11 protein-coding genes are annotated in these 14,111 nt (G+C 47.4%); all 11 read left to right on the top strand.

The genetic code is table 11. The features are described 5' to 3' along the window. The first annotated feature begins 405 nt into the window (after positions 1-405). The 11 genes from LN050_03115 to LN050_03065 all read left to right on the top strand — a co-directional run bounded on the left by LN050_03115 (position 406) and on the right by LN050_03065 (position 14,098). On the top strand, positions 406-1,044 hold the full coding sequence (locus tag LN050_03115; protein ID UFS56851.1) for an SAM-dependent methyltransferase: 639 nt from the start codon (positions 406-408) through the stop codon (positions 1,042-1,044). Between the two features lie 10 nt (positions 1,045-1,054). Further along, positions 1,055-2,656, top strand: a complete 1,602-nt coding sequence (locus LN050_03110; protein ID UFS56850.1) for an Eco57I restriction-modification methylase domain-containing protein — start codon at positions 1,055-1,057, stop codon at positions 2,654-2,656. After that, entirely contained in the window at positions 2,646-5,189 is a 2,544-nt protein-coding gene (locus LN050_03105) for a DEAD/DEAH box helicase family protein (protein UFS56849.1), read from the top strand. The genes LN050_03110 and LN050_03105 overlap by 11 nt, the downstream gene beginning before the upstream one ends. Before the next feature lie 105 nt (positions 5,190-5,294). Continuing rightward, positions 5,295-6,242 (top strand): DUF4268 domain-containing protein, encoded by a 948-nt coding sequence (locus tag LN050_03100; GenBank protein UFS56848.1) that lies wholly within the window; start codon positions 5,295-5,297, stop codon positions 6,240-6,242. Positions 6,243-6,377: 135 nt separating this feature from the next. Then, a complete protein-coding gene (locus tag LN050_03095; protein ID UFS56847.1) occupies positions 6,378-6,872 on the top strand; it encodes a hypothetical protein in 495 nt (164 codons plus the stop codon). A gap of 566 nt (positions 6,873-7,438) precedes the next feature. Continuing rightward, the gene (locus tag LN050_03090; GenBank protein ID UFS56846.1) at positions 7,439-7,966 is read left to right on the top strand and encodes an N-acetyltransferase; all 528 of its coding nucleotides are present in this window, start codon (positions 7,439-7,441) and stop codon (positions 7,964-7,966) included. A 382-nt stretch (positions 7,967-8,348) separates the two neighbouring features. Continuing rightward, positions 8,349-9,911, top strand: coding sequence for a type I restriction-modification system subunit M (locus LN050_03085; protein ID UFS56845.1), 1,563 nt, complete (start codon positions 8,349-8,351; stop codon positions 9,909-9,911). Continuing rightward, on the top strand, positions 9,901-10,140 hold the full coding sequence (locus tag LN050_03080; GenBank protein UFS56844.1) for a hypothetical protein: 240 nt from the start codon (positions 9,901-9,903) through the stop codon (positions 10,138-10,140). Before LN050_03085 ends, LN050_03080 begins: the two co-directional genes overlap by 11 nt. Beyond that, the gene (locus LN050_03075; GenBank protein ID UFS56843.1) at positions 10,137-11,192 is read left to right on the top strand and encodes a restriction endonuclease subunit S; all 1,056 of its coding nucleotides are present in this window, start codon (positions 10,137-10,139) and stop codon (positions 11,190-11,192) included. Before LN050_03080 ends, LN050_03075 begins: the two co-directional genes overlap by 4 nt. Beyond that, positions 11,189-12,949 carry an SIR2 family protein gene (locus tag LN050_03070; protein ID UFS56842.1) on the top strand — a complete coding sequence of 587 codons (1,761 nt, stop codon included), beginning with the start codon at positions 11,189-11,191 and terminating at the stop codon, positions 12,947-12,949. Before LN050_03075 ends, LN050_03070 begins: the two co-directional genes overlap by 4 nt. A gap of 90 nt (positions 12,950-13,039) precedes the next feature. Then, on the top strand, positions 13,040-14,098 hold the full coding sequence (locus LN050_03065) for a restriction endonuclease (protein UFS56841.1): 1,059 nt from the start codon (positions 13,040-13,042) through the stop codon (positions 14,096-14,098). The last annotated feature ends 13 nt before the right edge of the window (positions 14,099-14,111 follow it).

The raw sequence follows: 14,111 nt of genomic DNA, 5'->3' as shown, positions 1-14,111 counted from the left end.
AGGCCGCACAACAAAAAAGCCCGCGTAACTGCGGGCTTTTTGTTGTGCGCTGCACTCTAACGCCTGCGTTGTTTGCGTTGTTGGTAAGCAGGTAGACGCGCCAGCCAAGGGGCGCGGCACGCCGTATGCGATGCCTGCTGGGCCACTGTGCGGGTACGCCTTGCTTATCAACTAAATGAGTACTTAGGTGATATTATTCACGGTTTTACATACCTTGTATTAACCTTTAAATATCCATGAGCTACATGTTAGGCCTGATCCAACCACCACTGTGGGCCGCAGCCGCCCATCAGACCATCACACCGGCCAACAGCAAGCCACCTGCCGCATTGAGCGGAAGTAGCTTTCTTTAGACAAGTCGTTGTTTTATAGGTTTTGTCGTTACACAAGTGGCTGTACCAACCTATGAACTTAATCAAATCCAAACAACGTGTTTCAGAACATGGCGAAGTGTTTACGCCAGAGTGGCTAGTGGATGCAATGCTTGACTTAGTCAAAGATGAGTCAGAGCGACTGGACGCTCGCTTCTTGGAGCCAGCTTGTGGAAGTGGGAATTTTCTAAAAAGAATCCTAATGCGAAAGCTGGCCACAGTAGAAATGAAGTACGCAAAATCGGAATTTGCTCGTAAACACTATGCCGCTTTAAGCGTGATGTGCATCTACGGAATTGAGCTACTAGAAGACAACATTGCTGAGTGTAAAGCGAACCTTTTAAAAATTTATGCTGAGTACCTAAACCTCAGCCAGGAAGATGCTTTGTATGCCTGCGGTGAATATGTACTTACCCAAAATATCGTACACGGTAACGCGCTAACAATGAAAGACATAAAGGGTAGCCCAATTACTTTCGCAGAGTGGGGTTACCTAGGAAAAGGAAAGTTTCAGCGTCGTGACTTTAAGTTTGATGTGCTGATAGGTTCATCTGCATTTAGTGCTGAAGGCTCCTTGTTCGCTGACCTAGATCAACACGCGATTTTCACTCCTATTAAGACATCCAAGCCAATGACAGCAGTTGAGATAGCCGCACAACTGCAATCGAATTAAGGAGACGATGATGAATGAAAAAGCCAGTTTCACGCTCCGCCATCGCAACCCAGATGTTCTAACTTGCATCGCCAATCTGTCGAATGACGAGGTTTTTACACTACCACAATTGGCGAATCAGATGTTAGACATGCTTGCTGAAGCATGGGCCAAAGATCACAACCGTCAAAATATTTGGGAGAACAAGGATGTCAAGTTTCTTGACCCTTGTACAAAATCTGGAATATTTTTAAGAGAAATTACATCACGACTCACGAAAGGGCTTGAAAAAACAATTCCCAATCTTGAAAAACGAGTCGACCATATATTAAGCAAACAAGTCTACGGCATTGGCATCACTAAATTGACCAGCTTGTTAGCCCGTAGAAGTGTGTATTGCTCAAGGAATGCTGACAGTGAGCACTCCATTGCCAAGAGCTTGAAAAGTAAAGATGGAAACATCTGGTTTGAAAATATTGAACACTCTTGGGTGAACGATAGGTGTGTGTTTTGTGGTGCTTCAAAGTCTGTATTTGGTCGTGCGAAGGGTCTAGATACTCATGCATACGCCTTTATTCATTCTGAAAATGTCAATGATTTGATTGAAAAAATATTTGGAGAAGGTATGCGATTTGATGTGATCATCGGAAATCCACCCTATCAATTAGATGATGGAGGGGTTGGTGGTGCTATGCCTCTATATCAAAAATTTGTTCAAAGTGCTAAGTCTCTAGATCCGAAATTTTTGAGTATGGTTACTCCTTCACGTTGGTTTGCTGGTGGGAGAGGTTTAGACACTTATCGGGAAGAAATGCTTCGAGATAAGAGACTTAGATACATTGTCGACTATCCTAAAGCCGATGAGGTCTTCCCAGGTGTTTTGATTGGTGGTGGAGTTTCATATTTTCTTTGGGACTCAAGTTACAAAGGGAAATGTTCAGTAACAATTGTTCGCAACGGAATTAAATCTACTACACAAAGGGACCTCGATCAGCACGAAATTTTTGTTCGTAGTAATGAGGCTCTATCAATTCTTAACAAGGTTCTAGTTAATCCATCAGGTGAAAATTTTTCATCCTTAATTAGTGGTCCTGACCCTTTTGGTTTCAGAACAAACTTTGAAGATCATAAGGTTAAACCTAATAAGGGTGACGTTAAGCTTCACTATAACTCTGGAGGTAGAGGGGCTGTTCGTGCCGTTGGATACGTATCAAGGGATATGGTTACACGAAATGTTTCTATGATTGACACGTGGAAGTTAATGCTTAATCGTGTATATAACGTCGCTGAATCTTATCCTCATCGTATTGTTGGTTCCCCAACAGTATTGCCGCCTAACGAGATTTGTACAGGCTCATTTTTAGTTGCTGGTCCGTTTTTTTCTGAGGCTGAGGCTATCAACGCGAAGAGCTACTATGAGACTAAATTTTTTCGTTTTCTTCTGCATCTTCGAAAGATTAATCAAGATGCGGCACGACATTCTTATCAGTGGGTTCCATTGCAAAAATGGGATAAAAGTTGGACCGATAGTGAACTGTACGAAAAATACAATTTAAGCGTTGAGGACATCGAATACATAGAGTCAATCATAAAACCTATATCGCTTGCTGTAAGAGAGACTGATGATGAATAAAACGATTGAGGAAATACTTTCACCTAAGCCCCAAGTACGGCCTCAAATCTATGCTTACAGTATCGACGATGAGGCTCACTCTGGACTTCTTAAGGTTGGACAAACAACACGGGATGTTAAGTTACGAGTTGCGGAACAGCTCAAGACCGCGGCTATTAAAAACTATGAAATAGTGCTTATAAATGATGCACTTAGGAATGATGGCTCGTTCTTTAGTGACCATGAAGTGCGAGCTAGGCTTGTCCAGAAGAGGTTTCAGAAATCTGAACTAGAGTGGATGCGATGCTCTGTTAATGATGTAAAAACAGTCATCACTGAGTTACAGACGGGGCAACGACTAAGCGGCGACAGATACCAGACGTTTAGCATGCGTGATGAGCAAGCCAGTGCAGTAAAGAAAACTTTCGAATACTTTCATTCAATATGGAAGGAAGATAAGAACTCTACACCTAGGTTCTTATGGAACGCCAAGATGAGATTTGGTAAGACGTTTGCGTCTTACCAATTGGCAAAGAAACTCAAAGCGAGAAGAGTCCTTGTTGTTACCTTTAAACCTGCGGTTGAAGATGCTTGGCAAACAGATTTGGAAAGCCATGTGGACTTTGAAGGTTGGCAATACATGTCTAAAGCCTCTGGCGGTGATCCATCTGCGGTAAAGAGCTTCACTCCACTTGTTTATTTCGGTTCGTTACAAGACTTGCTTGGCAAAGATAGTAATGGAAAGATTAAATCAAAGAATGAGTGGCTACACACCATCAATTGGGACTTGGTAATCTTTGATGAGTATCACTTTGGAGCATGGCGTGAAACAACAAAATATTTGTTCGCATCAGATGGGGATAAGTTATTTGAGCTAGAAAATATCGACGAATATTCAAAGGAGCATGATCAGATAATTGCAGACTTAAGAGAGCCTCTAGATAGCGAAGGCGACTTTTTGCCTATAACCTCCAGAGCATATCTCTATCTTTCTGGTACACCTTTTAAGGCTTTGTCTTCAGGTGAATTTATTGAAGAGCAGATCTTCAACTGGACTTATACCGACGAACAAAAAGCAAAAGAAAAGTTCGCTGTTGAGAAACCTAAAGAGACTAACCCCTACGCGGCACTACCGCAAATGCGTCTGCTGACGTATCAAATGCCAGATGAATTGCTGGCTATAGCAAGCGGTGGTGAGTTTGATGAGTTTGACCTTAATTCTTTCTTCGAAGCGACTGGTGAGGAAAACTCAGCGCAGTTTAAGCATAAGCAAGATGTTCAGAAGTGGTTGGATATTATTCGTGGTGGTTACTTACCCCAATCTGCTGAGATGTTAAAGATTGGCACACGTCCTCCATTTCCATATTCTGACGTTAGATTATTGCCGCACCTTCAGCATTCATTCTGGTTCATGCACAGTGTAAGCTCCTGTCATGCCATGAAGAACTTGCTTGAAGAAGAACACAATGTTTTCTGGCAGGACTACAAAGTAGTTGTAGCGGCTGGCACATCCGCTGGCATTGGTTTAGAGGCACTTCCACCTGTACGAGATGCAATTGGTAATGACTTTAATATAAAGACTATTACCCTCTCATGCGGTAAGTTAACCACTGGTGTAACGGTTCCACAGTGGTCTTCCATCTTGATGTTAAGAAATCTCAAGTCACCAGAAACGTACTTTCAATCGGCTTTTCGAGTGCAATCACCGTGGTCTGTTAAGAACCCTAATGGTGACAATCCTAATGAAGAGGAAATACTCAAGCCAGTCTGTTTTGTCTTTGACTTCGCACCAACTCGTGCTCTTAGAAAGGTATCAGAGTATGGGATTGGTTTGTCACCTAATGAGCCTAATCCCGAAAAAGCTGTAGAAGAACTTGTGTCATTCTTGCCCGTACTAGCTTATGACGGTGCAAACATGACACAGATTGATGCTGGAGGTGTGCTTGATATAGCTATGGCTGGCACTTCCGCTACGCTATTAGCTCGCAAATGGGAAAGCGCTTTGCTGGTCAATGTTGACAACGCAACATTGCGGCGGGTATTGAATAATCCAGAGGCGATGGCTGCTGTTGAGCGTATTGAAGGTTGGCGTGCCCTAGGCGACAACATCATTGATACTATCATCAACAAGATCGACAAGATAAAGGAAATTAAGAATAAAGGTAAGAGTCGAGACTTGACTGACAAGGAAAAGAAAGAACTTACTGAGGAAGAAAGAGAATACAAGTCTAAGAGAAAGCTTGTACAAGAAAAATTAATTAAATTCGCTACGCGTATTCCTGCTTTCATGTATCTGACCGATTTTAGAGAGAACACTTTACAAGACGTTATTACAAAGATAGAGCCTGATTTATTCCATACGGTTACAGGCTTAACGGTAAAAGACTTTCACCTCCTTGTTCAGCTTAGGGTATTCAATACCGAGCATATGAACCAAGCCGTTTTTGCATTTAGGCGTTATGAAGATGCATCGTTACGGTACACAGGAATCGACAGTCACGAAGGTCTATCCCGCTATGGGCTCTTCAATACAGTTGTTGCTATTGAAAATTAACCCTATGAATCACAGAAAAAACCCGGTGATGCGGTTGAGATTTAGCGTTTCGCCGCTGAATTTTGACAGCACTTGTACAAAGTAAAGATAGCTTGAGGTAGCGATATGCTAGGTGAATTTGAGTCAGTCGATTTGCGAACCATTTGGAATAATGAAGCAACAGATTTCACACCGTGGCTTGCCAAGGCTGAGAATTTGGAGCGTCTTAGTAAAGCGTTGGTTATGGATTTGGAGACTGCTGGCACTGAACAAAGTGTAGGGCCCTATCGCGCGGATCTACTGTGTACGGACGCATTTAGCGGCGCTAAGGTACTTATTGAGAACCAGTTAGAGAAAACAAATCACAATCATTTAGGACAAATTCTTACCTATTCGGCAGGGCTTGATGTAAAGACTGTAGTTTGGATTGCCTCACGTTTCACTGATGAGCATAGAGCCGCACTGGACTACCTCAATGAGATTACGGAAGAAGGCTACAGCTTCTTTGGCCTTGAGATAGAGTTATGGAAGATAGGTAACAGTGTTCCGGCACCTAAGTTCAACATTGTTTCACGCCCTAATACTTGGACAAAGAGTATCAGGGAAAGCAACCAACAACATGGTGAGTTGACTGAAGTTAAGCGCCAACAGCTTGCTTACTGGACTGCTTTCAAAGAGTTTATGGACGCTCGCAAGAGTTCCGTGCGTTGCCAAAACGGTTCAGCACAACACTGGGTGAATATGGGTATCGGCAAAAGAGGATTCTGGTTAACGGCTCGCGTGCATAGCCAAAAGTCAACTATTTCCGCTGACTTTCACTTTAAGACACCTTCCTCTAAAACGTTATTCCATCAGTTTTATTCTGACAAGGATGCTATTGAGAGCGAATTCGGCGGCGCACTTGATTGGTTTGAATTACCCGAAGGTAAGGAGTCTTATTTGTCTGTGACGAGAAAGGAGACTGACTTTAGGGATGAAAGCGACTGGGCCAGTCAATTTACTTGGCTTGCTGAGCAGCTTGAGCGGCTTGACGCTGTGTTTAGAAAGCGGGTGAAGGCTTTAAAGAGTGGGTAGTAAAGACCTTGTTCAATTATGGTAGTGTGTACGAAGGGGCGGGTGAGTGATATGGATGGAATTAAGTGTATCTTTGTTGAATTTCAACAGTACTGGTATATAGCGTGAAGGCCGCCTAGCTTCGGTGTTGATAATATGTTATCTGAATCAGAGAGTTTCATTGTTAAATGTAGCAAGTGTGGAACCAAGAATAGAGTTAAAAAACAAAAATCTCCAGTTATTTATCAATGCGCCAAATGTTCGTCTGAACTTGTTTCGCCATTCAAGATTGATGTGGCATCATATAATTCAGAAAATTTCATTATTAAGTGTGAGAAGTGTGGGGTTAAGAATAGGGTTAAAAAACAAAAAACATTGGTTGTTTACCAATGTTCCATATGTTTATCCAAGCTCATTTCACCATTCAAGTACGTTGTTTTTGATTGTGAAACAACTGGTTTACCAAGCAGTAAAAGCAACCCTCACCTTGTTCAGTTGGCCTGGTCTGTTATTGAGTCTTCGGGCGAAGTCATTAAAGAGGAAAATTATGTCGTCAAGCCTGATGGTTACTCTATTCCAAAATCATCTACACAAGTACATGGAATTACTGATAACTATGCGAAAAATTTGGCCTACCCCTGCGCCATGTAATAAAAAGCTTTTTACTTGATACTGATATTGATGGAAGAACACTTATTGCTCACAACATTAATTTTGATTTGAGAATAATACATGCAGAGCTTGAAAATCTAAATTTATCTTCAAAAATTAGTAGTCGCCCACACTTCTGCACAATGTTAAATGCTGTCGAAATTTGTAAGCTCCCCAAGCGTGGTGGAGGTTATAAATGGCCGTCACTACAGGAGTTGCATCTTCACTTGTTTGGGCGTCATTTCAGTGGAGGACACAATGCAATGGAAGATGTTCGTGCCACTTCACGGTGCTTTGTCGAGCTCAAACGCTTGAAATTAATCGCTTAAGCTCGTCGGTGGGTCCAACACACTCATCCACACCATCAGCGACACGTCCATGCCGCCATGTGTGGCGTGCCCCTTGTTAAAGGCCATAGTGTTAATGCATGCTTCCCTGTAGAGAAACAGCTTTGTTTCTAAACCCTTTGGTTTCAGGGGGTGATACCTCTTCGCCACAAGCAGTGTTCCATACTTGCGGTAGTGTTGATAGCTTGATAACAATATGGTTGTCTGTCAGAGGCTTTTATGATTATTTCGCTCAATTCAAATCATCATGATGCTCTTGAGAATGTTTACTTCAATTCGTTTCCAGCGGACGAAGCGCCCATAACATTTAAGTTGATAAGCGAGATCATAGAAGCTGGCAGTACAACCGATTCGCTTGTATTGGGCTATGAAGTAAATGGGGCGTTGGTGGCGGGTGTTGCGTTCAGTCCGGTTGTTATGAAGGACGCATCCAGTCCTGGCGCTTTCATTTTGGCGCCTCTTGCAGTTCATAGCGAGTACCACAACAAGGGCATTGCCCGTCAATTGATCGAAAGCGGTAAAGAAACGCTTGCCGCACGTGGTATTGATTTTCTGTTTGTTTATGGTGATCCAGCGTTTTACGGCAGGTTTGGTTTTAGTGTTGAGTTGGGTAAGTGTTTCGTTCCACCGTATGAGCTTGAGTACGATTTCGGTTGGCAAGCACTAAAGCTTGGTAACGCGGACGCTGGCCATGCCAAGCATTCTTTTACCTGTATTCAACCTTTGTCAGATGCTTCTTTGTGGTGAGGCGCTAAGCCATTGGCCGGCAACGTTTTAGACACGACGTATTGCGCATTGCGTAATGTGTTGCGCCGCATGCCGTGCTGATTTATTTTTAATTGGTGTGGCAATTGTGAAAACGCAAAACACGCAACTGTAAGCCGACGTAAACCCTACCAAACAGCCTGCGTAACTGCGGGCTTTTTGTTGTGCGCTGCCCCCTAACGCATGCGTTGTTTGTGTTGTTGGTAGGCAGGTAGACGCGCCAACCAAGGGGCGTGGTGCGGCGTATGCGATGCCTGCTGGGCCACTGTGCGCGTACGCCTTGCTTATCAACTAAATGAGTACTTAGGTGATATCATTAACGGTTAAAAATTATTTTTATTAACCATTAAATATCCATAGGCTCATGGCCACAAGGGCAACAAAAACCAACAAAAACAACGGCGGTGACCTCGGCTTTGAGGCAGAGTTGTTCAAAACCGCCGACAAGCTGCGCGGCAACATGGAGCCCAGCGACTACAAGCACGTGGTGCTGGGCCTGATCTTTCTTAAGTACATCTCGGATGCTTTTGACGACAAGCACAAGCAGTTGATGGCAGAAGGTGCCAGTGCAGCCGAAGACCGTGACGAGTACGCCGCAGACAACGTGTTCTGGGTGCCCAAAGACGCTCGTTGGGCGCAGCTACAGGCCAACGCCAAGCAGCCAACCATTGGCACGTTGATCGACGACGCCATGCGTGCCATTGAAAAAGACAACGAAAGCCTCAAGGGTGTGTTGCCCAAGGACTACGCACGGCCTGCGCTGAACAAGATGATGTTGGGCGAGTTGATCGACTTGGTGGGCAAGATCGACTTGATGGCCGGTGGCGACCACAAGAGCAAAGACGTCTTGGGCCGTGTTTACGAATATTTTTTGGGCCGCTTTGCGGGTGCTGAGGGCAAAGGCGGCGGCGAGTTTTACACACCGCGCTCAGTGGTTCGTACATTGGTTGAAATGCTAGAACCTTATTCGGGCCGCATTTATGACCCCTGCTGCGGCTCAGGCGGCATGTTTGTGCAAAGCGAAAACTTTGTGCGCGAGCACGGCGGGCGCATTGGCGACATTGCGGTGTATGGGCAGGAATCCAACTACGTCACGTGGCGACTGGCCAAGATGAACTTGGCGGTACGTGGCATTGACAGCGACATTCGGTGGAACAACGAGGGCAGCTTTCACAAAGACGAACTGCGAGACCTAAAAGCAGACTTCATTCTGGCCAACCCCCCGTTCAACATCAGCGACTGGGGCGGTGAGCGCTTGCGAGACGATGTGCGCTGGAAATACGGCGCGCCGCCTGTGGGCAATGCCAACTTTGCTTGGCTGCAACACATCATCCACCACCTAAGCCCCAACGGCACGGCGGGCGTGGTGCTGGCCAACGGCTCCATGACTTCCGCGCAGTCTGGCGAAGACGTGATCCGCCGCGAGATGGTTGAGCAAGACGTGGTGAACTGCATGGTTGCGCTGCCAGGGCAGTTGTTTTATTCAACACAAATCCCGGCTTGCTTGTGGTTTTTGGCACGTAACAAGAACCCGGGCAAGCGGCTGCGTGACCGCCGTGGCCGTGTTTTGTTTATTGACGCCCGCAAGATGGGCACATTGGTGGACCGCACCCGGCGAGAGCTTACTGATGAAGAAATTCAGAAGATCGCTGACACCTACCACGCCTGGCGCGGTGAGCCAGATTGCGGTGAGTACACCGATGTGGCGGGCTTTTGCCGCAGCGTGCCTGTGGCTGAAATTGCAAAGCACGGTCACGTGCTAACGCCGGGGCGCTACGTAGGGGCGGTAGAGGTGCAGGAGGATGACGAGGCGTTTGAAGAAAAGATGCTGCGCCTATCGGCACAGTGGCGCCAGCAGTGCGCCGAGGCAGCCAAGCTGGACGCGGCAATTGAAGCCAACCTAAAGGGGCTAGGGTATGGCGAATGATCTGAATGCACGCAACGCCAGCGGTTACCGCCAGTGGCTGCGCGACCTTAAATGCATACAGCAATGGCACACCATCTTTTGGACTGCAAGCCCAATTGGGCAACAGGCTGTTGCCCAATTAACCGCCATACCCTGGGGTCACAACCTCGCCATCATCAGCAAGCGCCAAAGCCACGATCAAGCGCTGTGCCACGTGCAACAAACCGAGAAGCTGACGGGGGCGCTATGAGTTCAGAATGGCCTCTGGTCAAATTTCACAATGTAATAGAACTGGTTGGCGGAGGAACTCCAAAGACGACCGAAAGCAGTTTTTGGAATGGAGTAATTCCATGGTTATCAGTAGCAGACTTTAATAGTGTGCCAAGGTGGGTTTCTGGGGCAGAAAAAAGCATAACTGAGCTTGGTTTGGCACAGAGTTCTACTAAATTGCTAAATGCGGGCGATATTATTATTTCAGCCCGAGGTACTGTTGGCGCGCTGGCTCAGCTTGGCCGTCCTATGGCATTCAATCAGTCGTGTTATGGCGTCCGTGGAATTTCGGGAGTCGCCGACACTAATTTCATATTTTATGCATTGAAGCTTGCTGTTAAGAGCTTGAAGCAGCTAGCACATGGAGGTGTTTTCGACACCATTACTCGAGACACTTTTAAAAGCATCGATTTGCTGTTGCCATCAATAAAGGAACAACGCGCCATCGCCCATATCCTAGGCACGCTAGACGACAAAATCGAACTCAACCGCAAACAAAACGAAACACTAGAGGCAATGGCCCGCGCGCTATTTAAGTCATGGTTCATCGACTTTGATCCAGTGCGCGCAAAGATGGAAGGCCGCGCGCCCGCAGGATTAGATGCAGCAACTGCGGCGCTGTTTCCTGATGCGTTTGAAGAGACAGAGTTAGGGATGGTGCCAAAGGGGTGGCAGATTGCTCCTGTTTACAGTATCGCTACAGTAACGTATGGCGCTCCATTTGCTTCAAAGTTATTTAAAGCAAAGCCCCCTGGAACGCTTCTTGCAGCGGTAGAAGCTTCTGAGACGGCAACAACTGTTATTCACCTTGGGAAAAATGACATTGATCGTTTCAAAATTACTATGCCCCCTAGTGAAGTTTTAAAACGATTCAGCACTATTGCCAATCCAATTTACGACCGTTTTGTAAAAAATAAACAGCAAATTCAAACTCTTGCAAATCTACGTGACACATTGCTGCCCAAGCTCATCTCTGGCGAGATGCGTGTTTCGGATGCCGAGCAGATTCTTAGTGAGACGGAGAAGGCATGATTGAACCGCTGCACTCGCTTGCATTCTCGATCCAGGCGAATCCTGGTGTCTATGCCGTATTGATTGGCTCGGGCGTTTCGCGCTCCGCCCAGATTCCCACAGGCTGGGAGATCACACTCGATTTCGTGCGTAAATTAGCCGAAATGGAGAACGAAAATTGCGGCTCCGATCCTGCTCTTTGGTATCGCACGCGCAACGGAGAAGAACCCAACTATTCCGATTTGCTGAACGCATTGGCCAAGACTCCGGCGGAGCGGCAGCAGTTGCTCCGTACCTACTTGGAACCTTCCGAAACGGAGCGGGCCGATGGTCTTAAGGCCCCCACTGCCGCGCACCGCAGCATTGCCAGCCTGGCTGCAAAGGGCTACATCCGCATCATCATCACCACCAATTTCGACCGTCTGATGGAAGCGGCACTGGCAGATGTTGATGTGGTGCCGACCGTGCTCAGTTCGCCGGATCAGGTGCGCGGTGCGATGCCCTTGATTCACACCCGCTGCTGTGTGTTCAAAGTCCATGGCGATTACCTCGACCCTCGTATTCGCAACACGACCGCCGAACTGGGGAGTTACCCCGAGGAACTTAACGATCTGCTGGATCGCATACTCGACGAGTTTGGGCTGATCGTTTGCGGCTGGTCGGCGGAATGGGATACCGCTTTGCGTGCCGCTGTCGAACGGGCAGCGTCCCGCCGCTTCTCTCACTTCTGGGCCGTGCGCGGTGAGCCGGGCAACGCTGCCAAGCAGCTGATTGAGCACCGACAGGGGCAGAAACTACTGATTGAAGATGCGGACAGCTTCTTTTCGGAGCTCGGGCGTCTAGTTGAGGCGCTCGAGCAGTTCTCACGACCACATCCCCTCTCGACCGAGGCGGCAGTTGCCAGCCTCAAGGGTTATCTCGCCGATCCAAAGCATCGCATCCGTCTTGCTGATCTTGTCAGTGGTGAGGTAGACCGAGTGCTCGACGCCATGGCCACCCCTGCATTTGCTCTTCGCGGTGGGCCTGCGCCAGATGCCAAGACTTTTACGGCGCGGGTGCGCGCGTATGAGGCCACTTGCGAAACGCTGGTAGCGATGGCCGCTGTGGGCGGGTATTGGGTGGAGGATTGGCATTACACCGCGTGGCAAACGGCGTTAACAAAGTTGGCCACCCGGCGTGGGGAGCCAGGCTTAGACCTTTGGGGTGAGTCGCGGCGTTATCCCGCTACCTTGCTTCTTTACGCATTAGGGCTGGGCGCGGTTGAGGCTGGTGAGAGGGGATTGCTGTTTCTAGGGAAACTGTTCGGCATCATTGTCCATCGGGAATATCGGGAAGAGCAAACTGCTATCGAATTGCTACCGCCATTTTGGCTCTTCAGGCATGTCAATGAACTCGGGAAGCTTCTCGAAGGTATGGATCGTCGGCGCGCACCGCTTAATGACTGGATACATGCGCTTCTGCAACCGCGATTCCGAAGCCTAATTCCTTCAGAGTTCAAATTGACCGATGCCTTTGACAAACTGGAAGTACTGATGGCGCTGGGCTTTGCCCATCACGCCAAACGACCTGAAGGACATCCATATTTGGTGCCGCCAGGATGCTATGGCTATCGGAGGGATAGTCTGGATCGCATCGTTAAGGAAATGAAATCCTCAATCGAAAGCCTTGGAGACAACTCACCCTACGTTAGAAGCGGGATCTTCGGCCATTCGGCGAAGGAATGCATCGCGGCAGTCAATGCCCTTACAGACTGGGTGCCAGAGTTGGGATGGTTCTAAAACCGGCTAGTGGCAACGCATGATGCGGCAAAAAATTAATAGCCTGCGAGATGGCGAACACCCAATAAAAGCATAGGAGAGGAACAACACATGGCACTTTGGCTTGTACGTGGCGGAAGCTACGGAGAACACGAATCAAAATTCATAGACGAAAACAAGGTCTGCTTAACCTGGGCAGAATTCGTGGCCTCTGATTTAACGCGTATGCCGGATAACGACAGGATCAAGCAGCGTTTCACGCAGTTTTTCCCCAATGAGTCAATCCACAAGCTAGCCAACTGGTCGGCGCAAGTAGGGGCATTTATCCTTGCGATGAAAGAGGGTGATTGGGTGGTTATGCCCCGCAAAAATAAGGCAACCATTGCGATTGGTGAAATCAAAAGCAAGTGCAAGTTCGATGCCAGTGCTGCCAATGACTACAGACACTACCGGGAAATCAAGTGGCTAGACACCGAAATCCCGCGCAGCAACTTTGACCAGGACTTGCTGTATTCGCTTGGTGCGTTCCTGACTATCTGTGAGATCAAGCGTAACGACGCCGAAGCCCGTGTTCGTGCGATGGCGCAGAACGGCTGGCATGTTCCGTCTGTTGGCACCACCAAAGCCAAGGTCGAAGTTCCTTCTGACGGTAACACTGCAACGGCTGCGGCTAGTGACGATGTTGGCGTTGATTTGGAGCAGCTTGCAAAAGATGCTATAGCCAAGCTCATCATCCAGAAGTTCAAGGGCCACGGAATGGCCCGACTGGTTGACGCGATTCTTCGAGCACAGGGCTTTACAACCTGCCTTAGCCCAGAAGGCCCCGACAAAGGCATCGACATACTGGCTGGCAGTGGTGCATTTGGCTTCAACGATCCGAAGATCTGTGTGCAAGTTAAATCGGGTGACACACCTGCAGATCATCCTGAGTTCACACACCTGATTGGTGCCATGCAGAGTGTGCAAGCTGAATATGGCCTGTTCGTCTCTTGGTCTGACTTCAAGCAATCAGTGAACAAGGAAGAAGCCGCCAAGTTCTTCAAGGTACGTCTATGGACCCAGAACGACCTGATCGATCAGTTGCTGGCGAACTACGACAAGCTAGATCAAAACATTCGAGCAGAAATCCCCTTAAAACGCATTTGGCTTGTAGCGAACGCCGACGATTGATCTGAGAGAAGAA

The organism is Comamonadaceae bacterium M7527 (assembly GCA_021044545.1).
GTDB lineage: Bacteria > Pseudomonadota > Gammaproteobacteria > Burkholderiales > Burkholderiaceae_C > RS62.
The sequence above is the reverse complement of the archived record's forward strand: the minus strand, read 5'-3'. Positions and strand labels throughout refer to the sequence as shown.